Genomic DNA, 17,455 nt, shown 5'->3' on the forward strand with positions numbered 1-17,455 from the left:
TGGCTGCCGGAGTGTGGAAATGAAGCAATCTCCCACTGAAACCGTTATTACCACTTTGACGATGAGCCCGGCGCTGGATCTTTATGCCACGACCGACCGCCTGAGCGAAGACGCCAAAACCCGGTGCATCGAAGTCGCGACAGAGCCAGGCGGGGGCGGGATCAATGTCGCACGTAACCTTCATCGGCTGGGGAACCGGGTATGGTCCATCTTTCCCGGTGGTGGAGACAACGGTGACCAGGTAGAAGCCATGCTTCGTGGTGAGTCGGTGCCGTGCGAGCGCATTCCGTTGCGCAAATCGACCCGCCAGAACCTGGCCCTGACCGAAACGACGACCGGGCGCATGTTTCATCTGGTTTTCCCGGGGACGGAGCTCGCTGAAACCGAGTGGCGTGCCTGCCAGTCCGCCGTACTGGATGTCAGCGAACAGACCCGTTATCTGGTACTCAGCGGCAGTTTGGCATCCGGTGTACCCGATGACTTCTATGGTCAACTCATTACTGAGGCCGCAAAGCGGGCGATTCCGGTAGTGCTCGATACATCTGGCAGGGCCCTGAAACCGGCGCTTGCCGCCGGCGTTTATCTCGCAAAGCTCAATCGCAAGGAACTTGCCCAGCTGGGCTACCGGGGTGACTGGCAGCACAGCAGCCAGCTGGACATGATGAAGAAGCTTGTCGAAAAAGGCATGGCGAAGCTGCTGGTGGTCACCCAGGGAGCGGAGGGTGCGCTAATGGTAACGGCAAGCGGACAGATGTTCGAGGCCAGGCCACCGACAGTGAGCGTAGTAAATCACCTCGGAGCGGGCGACAGCTTTGTCGCCATGATGCTCCACAGCCTCGATCATGGAGACCCGGAAGCCGATGCATTGGCCTGGGGCGTTGCCGGTGCGGCCTCTGCGATTGGTTCGCCGGGAAATCTGCTGGCAGGTCTGGACCGGGTCGAGGCGATCTTTAGCCAGATGGAGAGGCAAGGCACAAAATCGGTTCTACGTTGATCGTTTCGTCCCGAACCTGGACGACCAAATATCACCACTGTATTGCGCATAATGTATATTATGTTAAATACGTTATGCTTGCCCAGAAACCGAGACTTAATCTAGCCCCCCTTCCACTGTGTGCCCGGTACCTATAGCTCAACAGCAAAATACTCGAGAAGGTTATCCACCACCCGCTGCCCCATGGCCAGCCGGGTCTCGATTGTGCCGCTGGCGTAGTGCGGTGTCAGGACAACATTCTCCAGTGCCAGCAAGGCTTCCGGTACGTTGGGCTCGTCCGCCAACACGTCAAGCCCGGCAGCCCGAATTCGACCCTGCTCCAGGGCACGCACCAGTTCCGGCTGATCTACGGTGCTGCCGCGGCCCACGTTCACCAGTATACCCTCCGGCCCCAGGGCATCGAGCACCTGCGCGTTCACCATGTGCTCCGTGGCAGAGCCGCCGGGGACGATGACCACCAGAAAGTCGCTCGCAGTCGCCAGTGACACCAGCGAGTCATGGTAGGTATAGGAAACCTCCGGATTGCGGTTGCGCTGATGGTAGGCAATGGGCATATCAAACGCGGAAGCCCGCCTGGCAACCGCCTGTCCGATCTTGCCCAGGCCCAGGATGCCGAGCCGCTTGCCCGTCATCCGGTTGCCAAGGGGCAGATCCTTCAGCCAGCGACCGGCCCGAACATTTCGCTCGGCCTGCATCAGCCGCCGGCTCGTCGCCAGCATGAGCGCAATAGCGGCGTCCGCCACATCTTCGGTCAGTACTCCGGGCGTCGTTTCAACCCTGATTCCCCTGCTCTCGGCAATTGCCACATTCAGGGCATCGGTTCCCACCCCGGACGAGGAAATGATCTCCAGGTTCGGCAACGCCGCCAACAAGGCCTCCGGCGCCCCCTGGGCGGCATTGGTCAGTAGTCCCCGGACGGAGCCTCCGACCTTCTGCAAAATCGCACCGGCCCCAGTCGCGTCTGCCGGCAGACTATGAAGCCGAAATCGTTCTTCCAGCTGGGGAAGTACATTGGGCGGTAAACGCCCCGCAATCAGGATATCAATGGCCATTGCCAGGGTCCTTCTCTATTTTTATCAGGAAGCGAGGCTGTGGTTATAACGAAAACCTTGGCAGGTACCGGGGCCCGCAAGGTGAGCAAGGCGATACATTCCAGTACTTTGTGCAACAGGCAGGCTGCTGGTGATACTGGAAAGCACGTCAAGCTTATTAATTGCCTTGCTCAGGCATGTCCGGCAACCTCGTGGGGAACATAGTTCGCTTCGAGGCGCTCTTTCTCTTCGGTCGTTAGCTGGATGTCCAGGGACGCCAGTGCATCGTCGAGCTGCTGTTCCTTGCTGACACCGACAATGGGGGCCGTCACGACGGGGTTGGCAGCCGCCCATGCCAATGCAATCTGGGCCATGGGCAGGTTCCGCTCTTGGGCGATGGCGCTCAGGGCATTGATAACTGGCTGGTCAATATCGCTGCCCAGGTGCCATTTGCGGGTATTCTCGTCGGTACGTCCACGGGTCGTGGCCGCGCCCTGCCCCTGCGCCTTGCCAGCAAGAACGCCACGGGCCAGTGGGCTCCAGGGTATAACGCCCACGCCCTGGTCATGGCAGAGCGGAAACATCTCCCGCTCCTCTTCCCGATAGATCAGGTTGTACATGGGCTGCATGCTGACAAACCGTGTCCAGCCGTTGCGGTCGGCCACATGCTGAGCCTTGGCAAACTGCCAGGCAAACATGGATGAGGCGCCGATGTAGCGTGCCTTGCCAGCCTTCACGACATCGTGAAGCGCTTCCATGGTTTCCTCAATGGGTGTGTCGTAGTCCCAGCGGTGAATCTGATATAGGTCGATGTAGTCTGTGCCCAGCCGCTGCAGGGACTGGTCAATGGCGTCCATGATGTGTTTGCGGGACAGGCCGCCACGATTGGCGCCCTTTCCGATCGGCATGAATACCTTGGTGGCGAGGACGAACTCCTCCCGGTCCGCATAGTCCATCAGTGCGCCACCGACCACCCGTTCCGATTCGCCCTCGGAGTACATGTCTGCGGTATCGAAGAAGTTGATGCCGGCATCCAGTGCCTTTTTCAGGAAGGGGCGGCTGGCCTGTTCGTCCAGTACCCATTCCCGCCACGCCGGGGTCCCATAGGTCATGGTACCCAGGCACAAGGGCGATACTTTCAGCCCGCTGTTACCGAGACGCCGGTATTTCATTGATGCACTCCTGGATCCGATCTGTTATTTCCGATCCTTAATATGGTCAACCGGCGCAAGGAAATCAAACAGGTATATCAGTCCTTGTCCTTCACCCAGCGATCACCTTCCTTATGATATTCCTGCTTTACGGCTGACCAGGCTACACGGTGGGCGGTCTCCTCACGCCCGGCGTCTCCGCGGCGGTCTTTCGGGTCCTTGTATTCGTCCCATGCGGAATTAAACGCTTTGCGATAGATCTCCTGGGCATGGGATGGCAGGTTATCCTTGACGTTGTCAGGCAGTTCGCTGTTCTTGCTGTATGGCATCGTTTCATCCTCCTTAATAGACGGTTCAGAGCCGCACTGCATTATTGAGCGGTGTCAGCTTCTGGCTTCCGGTAGTTCGGCGATCTTCTCGATGGCGTTGTACTCACACTTCGCCTCTGCGATGAAGCTCTCGGCAGAGTCTACCAGCACGTTGTCGTCACCCATGAATCGACGGCCCAGCAAGGCCGGATATTTGAAGTGCCCCCGGTCTGTAAGAGAAAACTCGGTCTGATGCACCTTCCCAGCGATGCAGAACTCCATTTCCACAACAAACCGTTTCTGTGAGTCCGCGCCTTTGCGTTTGATGAGCACGGTTCGTTCTACCGGGCGTTCGAACTCCAGCACAACGCCTTCGTTTTCCGGTGAGTCGATATCATTGTGGTCGTCCAGTGGCAGACGGAAACGTACCCAGTCATCTCCGTCTTTTTCGAAACCTTCCACATCCGTGGCATGAAGTGAAGACGTCTTGGCGCCGGTATCCAGTCGGGCCTTCATGCGTAGCCCGGTGTCTTTCATCACCACCCATTCCACAAACCCCATGCGCTCAGGCCCCGGTTCGGAATTGTCCTCGGTAGAAGCGAACGCAGGGCCCTGAAAAATAAGCCCCACCGCAACGACAAACCCAAACAGATAACCGCGTAATACGACACCGGACTCCATAGGCACATACCTCCTTGCCTCGTTTCTGGTCAGGACTTTCGTCACCCGACTGACCTGGGATGTTACGTGACGGGGTTGGCAAAGTTCAGTTTCAGTCCTGTAATTTGCCGGCACCAGTGGCTGGCTGGCAGGCATCGGCGAGTGGCGGTTGGGGCCTGCGAAGACGATTTTTTACCCAGTCCCTGCAAGGTTTTTCCACCCACTCATAGCTGCAGCGGGACACGATAATGATAAGCACGAGCATGGCTATGTTGAGGCCTACGGACACCCAGCCGGTCGGTACTTTCGGATCAATCCCGAGGATGAATTCGAACAGGTTGGATACACCAAACTGTAACAGTCGATGCATCATATATATGGAGAACGACCACACGCCTATCTTGCCGATCAGGCCCAGGTCCAGCACACGGCTGATGACTCCCCCACCCTGTGTGGCGAACACAAACACCGCCAAGGCAAAGCTGATCATGGCGGCGACGATCATCGGGTAGCCGTTGTCCGCCCGGGCTATCGTCACAATCACTGCGGTAAATGTGATGACTTCGAGTACCGTCACTACAGGGCGCGAAAGGCGGTCCAGAGTCCGGATGCCTCGCACGCGAAAAACGAAGACGCCAAGGTAGAACGCCGCCAGACAGCGCAGCAGCCCGAAGTCGTAGGTGATCTGCAGCTCATCGGGCTGAACAACCAGGAAAATGAGACTGTACAGAGCAACAGACAACACCAGCGGCAGCCAAAGTCTTCGCCCCCGGTCGATCGTGGCTGCGGTCAGAAAGAACACGACATAGGCGAAGAACTCGGTGCTGATACTCCAGCTCGGGTGGTTCCAGCTCAGGGAGTCGTTAATGCCCAGGCCATGAACGAGAAACAGGTTGGTTGTGAACGTGTACAGGTTGTTCTCGTCGAACTGGTTCGTTCCACCGAACCCGATTTCATAGAGGTGCTGTTTTATCAGCACATAGGGCAGCCACAACAACAAGGTGAACAGATGCAGTGGATAGAGCCTACCCAGGCGCAGCGCAATGTATTCTCCAAACCCCATGCCGCTGCGTATCCTGTCGCCATAGGCATAGGCCATCACGAACCCGGACAGAACAAAGAAGAGGTCAACAAACAGGTAGCTGTTGGTAATGATGGCTGCGGAGGTATCCGCAAAACGGAACGGTGAGTGGTACAGCACGACCATAACGGCCGCGAGTCCTCGTAAGGATTCCAGTCGGGTGAACATGCCTTCGCTCCCTGCGTCGTGATCTCCCTGGTACCCGCTTGTCAGGCGGCACCGAACCTTGAAAAATCAGGTTACCAGACCGGTGGTGACTGTCATGTGTCCGAATTATGGAAGGATGTTAAGCCTCTGGCGCTAGCGTGCGTCGCTGAAGGCCTTCAGGTCCGGGAAAAATTCAAGGAACCGGGCCTCAAGCTCCTCATCAAGGGGCCGGATTTCGTCGATGATACCGGCAAACTGGTGCCGAAAGCGGATTCGCTGTGCCACCCGGTCCATGGCAGCACCCACGTTCTCCAGATCCTGGTAGGCATGAAACCAGTCGTGGGTGACCATCCTCCGGGTAACCCGGGCCATTTCCACGGGCATCAGGTCCGTGCCCTGCTCCAGGTCCCGGTACAACTCCTGAATGAATCCGCTCCTGTCGCAGTGACCAAAGCTGTCCCAGTGACGTAACAGATAATGGTCAAACAGGATATCCAGCGCGATGCCGGCAAAACGCCGCCGGTCGGGCGAAAATAGTGCCTTGCAGGCCAGCACCTCGGGGTGGGCATCGGTAAAGGCGTCCACCGCCCGATGGTGTTCCAGCCCTGCCCTGACCGGCTCGGGCAGACGGGCCGGGTCGACGCCTCGGGCGAAGTCGCCCAGCAGGTTACCCACCCGGGACTCCACCGTCGGGTGGGCAAGGTACAGGTGGGCAAAGTGGTTCACAGCGCCAGCACGTTGCGCAGGAACCGTCCGATGGCGTGTATTTCTTCCAGGCAGACAGCGTGTTCCATGGGGTACGTCTCGTACTCTACCTGATAGCCCATATGGCGGAGTTTCTCGACGGACTCCCGGCCCAGGGCTTCCGGCACCATGGGATCATGGATGCCGTGGTAGACGCTGATGGGGATGTCCCGGTTGGCGTCGGAACAGTCGACGGAATCGGCGGTGGCGAAATAGGTAGACAGGGCAAGAATGCCCGCCAGCCGCTCCGGATAGCTCAGGCCCAGCTCATAGGCGACGGCTCCCCCCTGGGAAAACCCGGCGATCACGATCCGTTGCGGCTTCACGCCTCTCCCGATCTCCTGCTCCACCAGGGCGGCCACAGCCCCGGCAGACGCCACCAGCTGATCCTTGTCCACCGTCCGTCCCAGCTCCAGGGACTTTATGTCATACCAGGCCGGCATACGAATGCCGCCATTAATGGTGACAGGCATTTCCGGTGCATGGGGGAAAATGAAGCGTACCCTGGCGTCCTGGGGCAGACCAAGTTCTGGGACCACCGGCTCGAAATCATGGCCGCTGGCACCCAGGCCGTGAAGCCAGATAACTGCGGCGTCCGGATTTTCTCCGGTGTCGAGCTGGATATAGTCGAGTTTCTGCATACTACCTCTCGGATACAGTCTGGTGCGTTTGAGACGCATTGAGGGCGGTCAGGGAGCTGATCACCGGGTTCGCATACATGGCAACCAGGTAAGGCCGGATGGCCGCGTCGCAGGCGTTGATGCGGCGCTCGAGTTCCTCTTCAGCGGCCTCAAGCTCGGCCCGGGTCCAGCTCTCTGCAGTGACCACCTCTTCGTTTACATTTTCCGGGGTGTCATGGGCCGAAGGGTGCATGCCCTTCATGTTATAGGCCACAAGGTTGGACGCGTGCAGGTGGTAATTGGCGTGGATTTCGGCGTCGATCCGGGCAGCCAGGTCTTTGGCGTTGTCCGGTGCGTCGCTGATGGGCACGCCAAAATGCACGTGAACATGGCCCTTGAAGCCGGTAAGTCCCTTGACGATCTGCTCGGAGTCTTCGTTTTCCGCCTTGGTGTAGGAGCCGGTTCGGTCCCGGGTTTCCAGCTCCCGCGCCTTATCAGCATCACAGGGGTCGTACTCATAGGCGATGGAAACCGGCACGATACGCATGCGATTCATGGCCTCCGCGAAACCCAGCCCCTCTTTCTTGCGGCTCATATAAAACATCTTGATGATGGCGGGATCAGTCAGATCAACCCCGTCCTTGGCGCGGCCTTCCCGCTGCGCAATCCAGATACTGTGGCCGTCGTCAAGGCTGTGGTTGATAAAGCCGGACAGGGTCAGGAACACCTGCCGCATTTCCCGCGGGCTCTGGATGTCCCGCTGCACCACAAAACTCTTGTTGAGACGCATCATCTCGGCAAACACCGGATTCTTGAGCAGATTGTCACCAATCGCAATGCGCGTGGTATCGAACCCGTGCAGATGCAGCAGGTGGTTGACCACCATGGGGTCAAACACGATGTCCCGGTGGTTACAGATAAACAGGTAGGAGCTCTCCGGGTCCAGGCGCTCAAGGCCAGAGGACGTGAGCCTTGTGGTTGTCCGGTTCACCAGCTCCGTCACATGCTCGGCCACCCGCAACTGGATATCACGGATGGCTCGGGCGCTGCCAAACTGCTTCCACAGCCAGGCTCTCACCCGGTTGCGCAGCAGCCCCGGAAACCAGCGCGCAAGAAACGGCGACCGGAAACGGCCCACCATCAACAAGAAATCCGGGTCGTTGGACAGGCGCTTTACCGCGCCTTCGACCTCCTCGTCCCCATAGGGACGTATAGCATCAAATTCCTGCATTACGATCCTGTTTTTGTTGCCTTTTCCTGGAAAACGACAAGATCCGGCGTGGTGGGCCGGGGTGAAAAACCGCGCTATTGTATCGCGGCGGAGCGTATCGTGCCTCCTCCCGACAACCCGGCCGTGGTTTTGTTATCATCCCGGCTTCGTTTCAGAACCGGCCTCACACCCATGGACCCATACACGGATTTCGACAATCTCAGCACGGAAAAACCGGTAACACCGACGATCAGCCCGGAGCAGGTGTTGCACCAGGTGTTTGGTTACGAGTCCTTCCGGCCCTTGCAGGGAGACATCGTCCACGAGTTGGTGGGCGGGGGCAATGCCCTGGTGCTGATGCCCACCGGTGGCGGCAAGTCGCTGTGCTATCAGATACCGGCCATGGTGCGTCCGGGCACCGGTGTCGTTATCTCTCCCCTGATTGCCCTGATGCAGGACCAGGTTGCGGCCCTGAAGCAATTGGGTGTTCAGGCGGCCTTTCTGAACTCCTCCATGGCACCGGAGCAGGCGTGGCAGACCGAAAACGCCCTGCTCCGTGGCGAGCTTGACCTCTTGTACTGTGCGCCAGAGCGGCTCCTGCAGCCCCGGATGCTGGAACTTCTGGATAACGCCTCCCTGTCGCTGTTTGCCATTGACGAGGCCCACTGTGTATCCCAGTGGGGCCACGACTTTCGCTCCGACTATCTCGGGCTGAGCATTCTGGCCGAACGGTTCCCGGCCATTCCGCGGATCGCGCTCACCGCGACAGCCGATGAACGCACCCGCAAGGAAATCGCCGAGCGACTTTCACTGACCGGTGCCCGGCACTTTATCAGCGGCTTTGACCGCCCCAACATCCAGTACCGCATAGCCCCCAAGACCAACGCCAACAAACAGCTGCTGGACTTTATCCGTGACGAGCATCCCGGCGACTCCGGTATCGTTTACTGTCTCTCCCGCAACAAGGTGGACGCGACTGCCCGCTTGCTTCAGCAAAAGGGTTATAACGCCCTTCCCTACCACGCTGGCCTGACCTCGGAGGAACGGGCGGCGAACCAGGAGCGTTTCCTGCGGGAAGACGGCGTTATCGTAGTGGCTACCATCGCCTTCGGGATGGGCATCGACAAGCCGGACGTGCGCTTTGTCGCCCACCTGGACCTTCCCAAAAGCCTGGAAGCCTATTACCAGGAGACCGGCCGGGCCGGCCGGGATGGCAACCCTTCCACTGCCTGGATGGTCTACGGCCTGCAGGATGTGATCAAGCTTCGCCAGATGCTTGAGGCCTCCCAGGGCAACGACCACTTCAAGCGGGTTGAGCGGCAGAAGATGGACGCCATGCTGGGCCTGTGCGAAATCACCACCTGTCGCCGGCAGGCCCTGCTGCGCTATTTCGGTGATGTGCTTGAGGCGCCTTGCGGTAACTGCGATACCTGCCTGACGCCCCCTGAAACCTGGGACGGTACCGAGGCGGTACGCAAGGCCCTGTCCTGCGTGTATCGAACGGGGCAGCGGTTCGGGGTCAACTATGTGATCGACGTGCTGCGGGGCGCAGACAATGACCGCATTCGCCAGGCCGGCCACCAGGCCATCTCCACCTGGGGTATCGGTACCGAGCTATCCGCCACCCAGTGGAAATCTGTATTCCGCCAACTGGTAGCGAACGGGTACCTGCGTGCTGATCCCGAAGGCTACGGTGCCCTGGTTCTGACCGAACAATGCCGCTCGGTACTGCGGGGGGAGGCCACCATGGAACTTCGCAAGGACCCGGAACGCAAGGCCTCCCGGCGTGCTGCGAAGACCCGCACAGAGCATAGTTCGCACATTTCTGACCCGGTCGGCTGGGAAGCCTTGCGGGTAAAACGCAAGGAACTGGCCGACGACCAGGGGGTGCCGCCGTTCGTGATCTTCCACGACACCACCCTGCAGGAGTTGCTGGAGCGCCGGCCCACCACGCTGGATGAAATGTCGCAGGTCAGCGGCGTTGGCTCCGCCAAGCTCGAGCGGTATGGTGATATTTTCCTCGAAGTACTGAACTCACTGCCGCGTGAGGAGTGAAATACGGGTCACAGTGGACTATTCAACGTCCGTAAAAACGCTACACTCTTGGTGAACTGATACCGGCGCTGGTGCCTGGCGTCCAGAAGTATGGAAACTGTCTATGGCTGTCGCCCCCTTCTACCATCCCCTTGCCACAGTCATATTGGCCGGTGCGCTCTGTTTCGGCACGGGCGTTCGGGCCGCTGAGCCCACTCCTTCCGGCGCCACCTTCCCTTCCGCCGGGGAACCCCGCGAGTACCGCCTCTGGTACCGTAATTACGATAGTCCGGCAGTACGTGCCGCCCTTGAGCTTGCCTTCGACAAGACCCCTGAATATGGCAACTACCGCATAACCCGTTCCACAGAGATGGTCCAGGGCCGCGCCTTGCTGGAGTTGCGACGAGACCCGGCGGATCGACAGGTAGACATCGCCAATGTGGCCACCTCGCCGGCCCGGGAGGATTCCCTGAATGCCGTTGCCCTGCCCATCGATGGCGGACTGCTGGGCTTCCGGGTATGTGTGGTGCGCAAGAATCAGCTTGATCGTTTCCGTGATATCCGTGGAATTGAAGACCTGGCAGACCGGGAGATCAGCATTGGTCAGGGTGCGCACTGGCCAGACACCGATATACTGCGGGCAAATGGTGTCAAGGTGGTCACCCATACCCGCTTCGAAACCCTGTTCACCATGCTGGCCGGCGGTCGTTTCGACTGCTTCGCCCGGGGCGTCAGCGAAGTGCTTTACGACCTGGACCAGGTGCACGATCACGAACTTGCCATAGAGCCCAACCTGCTGCTGGCCTACCCCATGCCCTCCTATTTTTTTGTAGGCCCCCGGGACCACGACGCCGCCCAGCGCATTCAGCTCGGACTGGAAAGGGCCATCGAAGACGGCAGCTTTTCCCGTTTCCTGTTTGAATACTACGGTCGGGCGGTAGACTCCCTGAACCTGGAACAGCGGCAGATACTCATTCTGAAGAATCCCTTTCTCAGATCGGATTCCGCCCCGGTGGGACGGGAGGCCCTGGAGACCCTCCGTCGCCGCATCCGCATCGGGACGACCTCGAACTGACCGGCACTCGGATTCACCCCGCCCAGAAAACCACATCCATTGCGGGGGGTACCCCGTAACCGTCTATAATCCGTTCATTCGTTTTCTGTTTCAGCAACCGGAGCCAGTCCCGATATGGCACATGAAGAACTGCACCTTAACCTGCGCAATCTGACCGAAGGCGACTATGAGCAACTCAAGGTGCTGATGGACCGCGTTTACGACGATATTGGCGGGGCCTGGCCGAGGGAAACCATCAATGCCCTGATCGAGCAGTTTCCAGACGGGCAGATCTGTATTGAAGACAGCGGCGAGCTGATTGCCGTGGCGCTAACCGTCTGTGTGAAGTATGAGCGCTTCAGCAACCCTCACACCTACGACGACCTGATTCTCCGTAACGAAAAAATCTGGCATAACGCCAACGGTGATTCCCTGTACGGGCTGGATGTGTTCATTCATCCGGATTACCGGGGCTACCGCCTGGGTCGACGTCTGTACGAGGCCCGCAAGGAACTGTGCCGTTCCAAGAACCTGCGGGCTATCCTGGCCGGCGGCCGGATTCCGAACTATCACAAGTACGCGGACCAGTACACGCCGGCAGAGTATATTCAGCGGGTGGATCGCAAGGAAATCTACGACCCCATTCTCAGCTTCCAGCTGTCCAACGATTTCCAGGTTACCCGGCTGATGCACAAGTACCTGCCGGAAGACCAGAAATCACTGGGTTATGCCACACTTCTTGAGTGGAACAACATACTCTACACTCCCCCCTCCACGGTGGTTAATACCCGCAAGACCCAGGTCCGCATGGGGGCCGTCCAGTGGCAGATGCGGGAATTCACCTCTGTGGACGAAGTTCTGCGGCAGGTGGAGTACTTCGTGGATGCCCTCTCGGATTACAAGAGCGACATTGCCATTTTCCCTGAGTTCTTCAATGCACCGCTGATGGGTCTCACTGACCAGATGGACCAGACCCGGGCAATTCGCTTCCTGGCCGGTTTCACCGAGCAGTTCCGCAATGAAATGTCAGAAATGGCGGTGAGTTACAACATCAACATCATCACCGGGTCCATGCCGTTAATCGAGGATGACCGGGTCTACAATGTTTCCTATCTCTGTCACCGGGACGGCCGCGTGGATGAACAGCGCAAGGTCCACATCACGCCTCATGAGCGACGTGACTGGGTTATCGAGGGAGGCGATCGGTTTCAGGTATTCGACACCGATGCCGGCCGGGTGGCTATCATGATCTGCTACGACATTGAGTTCCCGGAACTGGGTCGTATTGCCGCAGCGGAAGAAGTCGATATTATCTGTGTGCCCTTCTGGACAGACACCAAGAACGGCTATCTGCGGGTGCGCCACTGTGCCCAGGCCCGGGCCATCGAGAACGAGTGTTACGTGGTCATCACCGGAAGCGTCGGCAACCTGCCAAAGGTGGAAAACCTGGACGTTCAGTATGCCCAGTCATCGGTATTCTCGCCGTCGGACTTTGCCTTTCCCCACGATGCGGTGATGGCAGAGACGACGCCCAATACCGAAATGATCATGTTCTCGGACCTGGACCTGGAGAAGCTCAAGCTGGTTCGTGCGGAAGGGTCCGTAACCAACCTGAAGGATCGCCGGACGGATCTGTATACCCTCCACACGAACGACAAGGATCATGATATCGTAGAGGACGAATCCTGAGACCGCGCCTCAGAATTACTGAAAACGGGCGCTGCCTCACATTAAGAACCTTCGCTATTGCCCTGAAAATATTGCCTTGGCCACCAGGCGTGGCTAAGGTTTAATCAGAATGGCAAACCTGTAACCTTGACCGTCACTGGCGACGTTACGGCCCGGGGCGATATCCGCGCGAGATGTCGGTGAGAGTTGAAAGTACCGGAAAGCACCATGCAGATGCCAGATAACCGCTACCACACCCCGCTGCCAGACCTGCTGGCACGCTTCACTCTCCGGAAGGGCCTGTTTCGCAAGGAACGGGTTGAAGCCAGACTGTTTGATCTGAATCAGTTCGGGTGTGTATTGAAAACCGATAAGGTATTCGAGCCGGGGGACACCCTCGGCCTGGAGCTGGAAATGACCATGCCCTTCGAGAACCTGCTTGCGAGCGGTCTGACAGGGCTGATCACAGAACGCAGAAAATACTGTAGCAATTTCTTCTACTCCATTGATTTTATTGAAAGCGACTATCGGCCAAAAACCGATGAGTCTGAGCAGCTGAGGCGCATACGTGACGTACTTGATCGCAAGCAGTCGTTGCTCTCACGACGCGAGAACACTGGCATGGGGGCAACGGCCTGACCGGTCATACCGCCTACCCCATGTTCCCTCGGCAATCCGATTTTCCGACCCGGTAATCCGGTCGGCCTTCACAGTGGTATAAACCATCAGCTCGTCACACGATGTGAACAGGGAGTGGCACCATGGCAAAGAGCAAGAACACCAAAAACACCAAATCCGGCGATAGCCGGCCGAACGTCGACAAGATCGTCAAGAAGGTCAACAAGGAATTCGAAAAAACCTCCACCCAGATCGAGAAGCTGGTGGACGATGCCTTCAAGCAGCTGGACTCACTCCAGAACCAGATTCAGGAGCCGGTTCGCAAGCTGATGAAGGAAATCGACGAACTGCGTGAGCGGGAAATGAAACGCTTCCATGACGAGCTGGATCGTCGCATGGAGGAGTTCCAGAAGATCCAGGACACGGTCATGGATCGTCTGGGCATTGCCCAGCGGGAAGCGAAGCGTGGCCAGGAGGCGGTGACACGCTCCCTTGAAAAAGAAGCCACCAGCACTGCAAAGACCGCGAAGAGTGCGGGCAAGAAGACCGCTGCCAAGGCAAAGGCCAGTGCCTCCAAAGCTAAAACAGACACCAAAGCCGGTGCCCGCAAGGCTACCGCTACCGCGAAGGCCGCCAGCAAGGGTAACGACCTGAGCGACCTGACCAGAATCAAGGGTATTGGCCCGGTTACCGCCCGCAAGCTGCAGGGTGCAGGCATTACCTCCATTAACCAGATCGCCAATCCGACTGAAGCCGAACAGGAGAAGCTTAATCAGTTCTCCGGTACGAAAGGCTTCCGGAGCTGGCCCGACGAAGCGAAGAAACTGATCGGATGAAGGAAACGGAACAGCCGGTACTGCGTGACATCGTACTGATAGGTGGTGGCCACAGCCACGTTGGAGTCCTCAAGCGTTTTGCGATGAAACCGGTGCCGGGTGTTCGCCTGACACTGATCTGTCGCGACACGCACACCCCCTACTCTGGCATGTTGCCCGGCTATGTGGCGGGGCATTATAGCTACGACGATTGTCACATCGACCTGAGCAAGCTGGCCGAGTTCGCCGGCGCCCGCTTTTACCGGGACGAGGCCATCGGCATTGACCGCAAGGCCCGACGCATCATCTGCCGGGGGCGACCGTCTGTTCCCTACGATCTTCTGTCCATCAACATTGGCTCCACACCCCGGGTTAACGAAGTGCCCGGAGCCAGTGACCATGCGGTACCGGTCAAACCCATCAACGGCTTCAATCAGCGCTGGTTGTCATTACTGGAGCGGGCAGAGACCCACGAAGGGCCACTGTCAGTCGGTGTGGTAGGCGCGGGGGCCGGCGGTGTTGAGCTCACCCTCGCCATGCAGCACCGGTTGCGCAAGGAATACACGGCCCGGGGCAAAGACCCGGACCAGTTGTCGTTCCACCTGTTTGACCAGGCCAGCGAGCTGTTGCAGACCCATAATGAGCGGGTGCGAGAGGCGTTCAGCAAGACCCTGCAAAAGCGCAGTGTCCACCTGCATCTCGGCAGTGCCGTTACCCGGGTGGAGGATGGCCATCTGCGTACCGAGAGCGACCACTCCTTCGACCTGGACGAAGTGCTCTGGGTCACCCGTGCCGGCGGCCCTGCCTGGCTCAGGGACACCGGCCTGGCGCTGGATGACGGCGGCTTTATTCGGTGTAGGGACACCCTTCAAAGTGAAACCGATGACGATATCTTCGCTGCCGGCGATATCGCCAACGTGGTGGACCACCCCCGGGAAAAGGCCGGCGTCTTCGCGGTACGCCAGGGGCCCCCACTGGCAGACAACCTGCGCCGCGCCGCCCTTGGCAAGGCGCCCAAGCCGTTTACCCCCCAGAAAACCTGGCTGGCACTGATCAGCACCGGCGACAAATACGCCATCGCGTCGAAAGGCGAACGGTTCGCCCAGGGCCGCCTGATATGGCGATGGAAGGACTGGATCGACCGGCGCTTCATGAAAAAATTCAATGAACTGCCAGCTATGGAGGAGTCCTCCGCCCTGCCGGATACCTCCGCAGCGCAGAACCCGGAAGAGGCCTCCCAGGCGATCTCGGCCGTGGCCATGCGTTGTGGTGGCTGTGGTGCCAAGGTGGGCAGTACCGTCCTGTCCCGGGCACTCGGCGAGCTGCGACCCATCGAGCGCGAGGACATTCTCGTGGGCCTGCATGCGCCGGATGATGCCGCCGTTCTGACCGTGCCGCCGGGCAAGGCCGTGGTCCACACAGTGGATTTCTTCCGGGCGTTTATTGATGACCCCTATGTATTCGGCAAGGTGGCCGCCAATCACAGTCTGGGTGATGTGTTTGCCATGGGTGCCGAAGCCCAGAGCGCTACCGCCGTGGCCACGGTGCCTTACGGTATCGAGTCCAAGGTGGAGGACGTGGTCTATCAGATGATGTCCGGCGCCGTTGAAGTACTTAATGAAGCCGGCTGCGCCCTGGTAGGCGGGCACACAGGTGAAGGCAAGGAGCTTGCCCTGGGCTTTGCCGTCAACGGCCTGATTGATCCTGACAAGGTCATGAGCAAGGGGGGACTCAGGGCGGGCGACAAGCTGATTCTTACCAAGGCCATCGGTACCGGAACCCTGTTCGCGGCCCACGCCAGGCTTGCTGCCAGGGGCCGCTGGATCGATGCAGCCCTGGCCTCCATGATCCAGTCAAATCAGGAAGGCGCCCGTTGCCTGCTTCGCTATGGCGCCAAGGCCTGTACTGATGTGACGGGTTTTGGGCTGCTGGGCCACCTGGTTGAAATGACCCGCCCCTCTGAAGTGGATGCCATCCTGGACCTGTCGGCCATCCCGGTGCTGCCCGGGGCCGAAGAGACCGCTGCCGCAGGTATCCTCAGCTCGCTGCAGCCCGCCAATATCCGCCTGCGTCGGGGTATCCGGGACCAGGCAAGGTGGGTTGACCATCCCCGCTATCCCCTGATCTTCGATCCCCAGACTGCGGGGGGGCTGCTGGCCAGCGTTCCGGCTGACCAGGCTGAGTCCTGCGTGGCAGAACTCCGCGCTCTGGGCTATCCGCTGACCGCCATTATCGGCGAAGTCACTGAGCAGGGTGAGGCTATCGAGCCCATCAGCCTGCGGGACTGAGGGCAGCCGCCTTTGCCAGGGCCTCCTCCAGGGAGGCTCGCTCCCTTTCCGGTGTAAATTCCAGTGCCAATCCGTCAACAATACGGCGCAGATTGTCCAGCCACTCCGGCTCCCGCTCTGCCCTGAGCATCAGCTCCGCCAATGCCCGCTCATCACCAACGGGGTAGACGCCCGGGTACTTTTCTCCGAGCAGGCCAAGATTGCCGGGGATGTTCGACGCCAGAACCGGAAGGCCGGCCCGGCAGGCTTCAGACACCACATTGGCACCGCCCTCCATCGTCGAGCTGATCACCATGGCGCGGCACTGGCTCATCAGCTGTGAGGTCTGCTCCCTCGGGATTTCACCCAGCCACTGGTAACGGGGGTTAGTGATCATCTCGTTCCTGGCAGCCTCGGCCCAGCTGTTATCGTGGGCTTTGCCCGCCTGCAGTATGTGAATGCGTGACTTAGAGGGTAGCGTCCGGGCGGCGAAGGCAGCCCGCAAAGGGTCTTTTTCTTCCCGGAGATGCCCGATGACACAAAGTTCAAAGCGATCATGGTCAGCCGCGGGCCTGCTGGCCCGGTCCGGGGTGGCGGCGGATTGCAGCACAACGGTGATGCGGGTTCGCAGACCCTCCGGAACCACCTGCCAGGCCAGGTTGTGCAGCACCACAAGCCCGTCGGCGGCGGTCATTGTGGCAAGGGTGGACTCGGGGTGGCTGTACTGGAACCGATAGAGATCCGTGCCCGTCAGAGCGACAATCAATGGCTTGCGCCCCTGTTCCCGGCGCCAGCGTGCGACGGCATCCCGGCTGCGCCAGGCGTGCAACGCAATCAGTACATCGGCGTCACTGGCCTGGTGGGCGTCATAGTTGGTTCCTACTGTCACCTGGTGACCGAGACTCTCCAGCAACTTCGCCCAGCGTTCTGCCGTCGCCCGGTTGCCGGACAGTGAGCCCGGGGGCGCGGGAGTCAATAGCAGTAGTTTCATTAAGTTGCTACCATTCAGATGTGTCTGGTGATTCTACGGTGGGCCAATCCCGCCAGGTCATC

Annotated in this window: 16 protein-coding genes; 7 read left to right on the plus strand and 9 right to left on the minus strand. The window is 59.3% G+C overall.

Annotated features, from left to right (window positions below):
• Positions 1–19: 19 nt before the first annotated feature.
• Positions 20–994 carry a 1-phosphofructokinase family hexose kinase gene (locus ACESMZ_RS07120; protein WP_372957582.1) on the plus strand — a complete coding sequence of 325 codons (975 nt, stop codon included), beginning with the start codon at positions 20–22 and terminating at the stop codon, positions 992–994.
• Between the two features lie 131 nt (positions 995–1,125).
• Here the strand turns inward: ACESMZ_RS07120 and ACESMZ_RS07125 are convergent, their stop codons facing one another.
• The 8 genes from ACESMZ_RS07125 to ACESMZ_RS07160 form a co-directional block, all read right to left on the minus strand.
• Positions 1,126–2,046, minus strand: a complete 921-nt coding sequence (locus tag ACESMZ_RS07125) for a 2-hydroxyacid dehydrogenase (protein ID WP_372957583.1) — start codon at positions 2,044–2,046, stop codon at positions 1,126–1,128.
• Between the two features lie 170 nt (positions 2,047–2,216).
• Positions 2,217–3,197: an aldo/keto reductase gene (locus ACESMZ_RS07130; RefSeq protein ID WP_372957584.1), complete on the minus strand. Its 981-nt coding sequence runs from the start codon at positions 3,195–3,197 to the stop codon at positions 2,217–2,219.
• 77 nt (positions 3,198–3,274) lie between these two features.
• Positions 3,275–3,505: a putative cation transport regulator ChaB gene (gene chaB / locus ACESMZ_RS07135; RefSeq protein ID WP_372957585.1), complete on the minus strand. Its 231-nt coding sequence runs from the start codon at positions 3,503–3,505 to the stop codon at positions 3,275–3,277.
• Positions 3,506–3,559: 54 nt separating this feature from the next.
• Entirely contained in the window at positions 3,560–4,165 is a 606-nt protein-coding gene (locus tag ACESMZ_RS07140; RefSeq protein ID WP_372957586.1) for an ATP-dependent zinc protease, read from the minus strand.
• Positions 4,166–4,256: 91 nt separating this feature from the next.
• A complete protein-coding gene (locus tag ACESMZ_RS07145) occupies positions 4,257–5,393 on the minus strand; it encodes an acyltransferase family protein (RefSeq protein WP_372957587.1) in 1,137 nt (378 codons plus the stop codon).
• Between the two features lie 132 nt (positions 5,394–5,525).
• Positions 5,526–6,098, minus strand: coding sequence for an ACP phosphodiesterase (locus tag ACESMZ_RS07150; RefSeq protein WP_372957588.1), 573 nt, complete (start codon positions 6,096–6,098; stop codon positions 5,526–5,528).
• On the minus strand, positions 6,095–6,757 hold the full coding sequence (locus ACESMZ_RS07155) for an alpha/beta hydrolase (RefSeq protein ID WP_372957589.1): 663 nt from the start codon (positions 6,755–6,757) through the stop codon (positions 6,095–6,097). Before ACESMZ_RS07155 ends, ACESMZ_RS07150 begins: the two co-directional genes overlap by 4 nt.
• A 1-nt stretch (position 6,758) precedes the next feature.
• Positions 6,759–7,967 carry a 1-acyl-sn-glycerol-3-phosphate acyltransferase gene (locus ACESMZ_RS07160; RefSeq protein ID WP_372972407.1) on the minus strand — a complete coding sequence of 403 codons (1,209 nt, stop codon included), beginning with the start codon at positions 7,965–7,967 and terminating at the stop codon, positions 6,759–6,761.
• A gap of 171 nt (positions 7,968–8,138) precedes the next feature.
• Here ACESMZ_RS07160 and recQ point away from each other — a divergent pair, with 171 nt between their 5' ends.
• The 6 genes from recQ to selD all read left to right on the plus strand — a co-directional run bounded on the left by recQ (position 8,139) and on the right by selD (position 16,423).
• Positions 8,139–10,001 carry a DNA helicase RecQ gene (gene recQ / locus ACESMZ_RS07165; RefSeq protein ID WP_372972408.1) on the plus strand — a complete coding sequence of 621 codons (1,863 nt, stop codon included), beginning with the start codon at positions 8,139–8,141 and terminating at the stop codon, positions 9,999–10,001.
• A gap of 103 nt (positions 10,002–10,104) precedes the next feature.
• Entirely contained in the window at positions 10,105–11,055 is a 951-nt protein-coding gene (locus ACESMZ_RS07170) for a hypothetical protein (RefSeq protein WP_372957592.1), read from the plus strand.
• A gap of 114 nt (positions 11,056–11,169) precedes the next feature.
• The gene (locus tag ACESMZ_RS07175; RefSeq protein ID WP_372957593.1) at positions 11,170–12,723 is read left to right on the plus strand and encodes a GNAT family N-acetyltransferase; all 1,554 of its coding nucleotides are present in this window, start codon (positions 11,170–11,172) and stop codon (positions 12,721–12,723) included.
• A gap of 207 nt (positions 12,724–12,930) precedes the next feature.
• A complete protein-coding gene (locus tag ACESMZ_RS07180) occupies positions 12,931–13,341 on the plus strand; it encodes a hypothetical protein (RefSeq protein ID WP_372957594.1) in 411 nt (136 codons plus the stop codon).
• A gap of 122 nt (positions 13,342–13,463) precedes the next feature.
• Positions 13,464–14,156, plus strand: coding sequence for a helix-hairpin-helix domain-containing protein (locus ACESMZ_RS07185; protein WP_372957595.1), 693 nt, complete (start codon positions 13,464–13,466; stop codon positions 14,154–14,156).
• On the plus strand, positions 14,153–16,423 hold the full coding sequence (gene selD / locus ACESMZ_RS07190) for a selenide, water dikinase SelD (protein ID WP_372972409.1): 2,271 nt from the start codon (positions 14,153–14,155) through the stop codon (positions 16,421–16,423). Before ACESMZ_RS07185 ends, selD begins: the two co-directional genes overlap by 4 nt.
• On the opposite strand, the gene senB is transcribed toward selD, so the two are convergent.
• Positions 16,407–17,393, minus strand: coding sequence for a selenoneine biosynthesis selenosugar synthase SenB (senB, locus tag ACESMZ_RS07195; protein WP_372957597.1), 987 nt, complete (start codon positions 17,391–17,393; stop codon positions 16,407–16,409). The two genes, selD and senB, sit on opposite strands and share 17 nt — an antisense overlap.
• Between the last annotated feature and the right edge of the window lie 62 nt (positions 17,394–17,455).

Source organism: Marinobacter sp. (genome assembly GCF_041690615.1).
Classification (GTDB): domain Bacteria; phylum Pseudomonadota; class Gammaproteobacteria; order Pseudomonadales; family Oleiphilaceae; genus Marinobacter.

Bases quoted from the DNA above. Each gene is read 5' to 3' on its own strand.
- ACESMZ_RS07120 (WP_372957582.1), top strand. From the start codon at position 20: ATGAAGCAATCTCCCACTGAAACCGTTATTACCACTTTGACGATGAGC.
- ACESMZ_RS07125 (WP_372957583.1), bottom strand. From the start codon at position 2,046: ATGGCCATTGATATCCTGATTGCGGGGCGTTTACCGCCCAATGTACTT.
- ACESMZ_RS07130 (WP_372957584.1), bottom strand. From the start codon at position 3,197: ATGAAATACCGGCGTCTCGGTAACAGCGGGCTGAAAGTATCGCCCTTG.
- chaB (WP_372957585.1), bottom strand. From the start codon at position 3,505: ATGCCATACAGCAAGAACAGCGAACTGCCTGACAACGTCAAGGATAAC.
- ACESMZ_RS07140 (WP_372957586.1), bottom strand. From the start codon at position 4,165: ATGGAGTCCGGTGTCGTATTACGCGGTTATCTGTTTGGGTTTGTCGTT.
- ACESMZ_RS07145 (WP_372957587.1), bottom strand. From the start codon at position 5,393: ATGTTCACCCGACTGGAATCCTTACGAGGACTCGCGGCCGTTATGGTC.
- ACESMZ_RS07155 (WP_372957589.1), bottom strand. From the start codon at position 6,757: ATGCAGAAACTCGACTATATCCAGCTCGACACCGGAGAAAATCCGGAC.
- ACESMZ_RS07160 (WP_372972407.1), bottom strand. From the start codon at position 7,967: ATGCAGGAATTTGATGCTATACGTCCCTATGGGGACGAGGAGGTCGAA.
- recQ (WP_372972408.1), top strand. From the start codon at position 8,139: ATGGACCCATACACGGATTTCGACAATCTCAGCACGGAAAAACCGGTA.
- ACESMZ_RS07170 (WP_372957592.1), top strand. From the start codon at position 10,105: ATGGCTGTCGCCCCCTTCTACCATCCCCTTGCCACAGTCATATTGGCC.
- ACESMZ_RS07175 (WP_372957593.1), top strand. From the start codon at position 11,170: ATGGCACATGAAGAACTGCACCTTAACCTGCGCAATCTGACCGAAGGC.
- ACESMZ_RS07180 (WP_372957594.1), top strand. From the start codon at position 12,931: ATGCAGATGCCAGATAACCGCTACCACACCCCGCTGCCAGACCTGCTG.
- ACESMZ_RS07185 (WP_372957595.1), top strand. From the start codon at position 13,464: ATGGCAAAGAGCAAGAACACCAAAAACACCAAATCCGGCGATAGCCGG.
- selD (WP_372972409.1), top strand. From the start codon at position 14,153: ATGAAGGAAACGGAACAGCCGGTACTGCGTGACATCGTACTGATAGGT.
- senB (WP_372957597.1), bottom strand. From the start codon at position 17,393: ATGAAACTACTGCTATTGACTCCCGCGCCCCCGGGCTCACTGTCCGGC.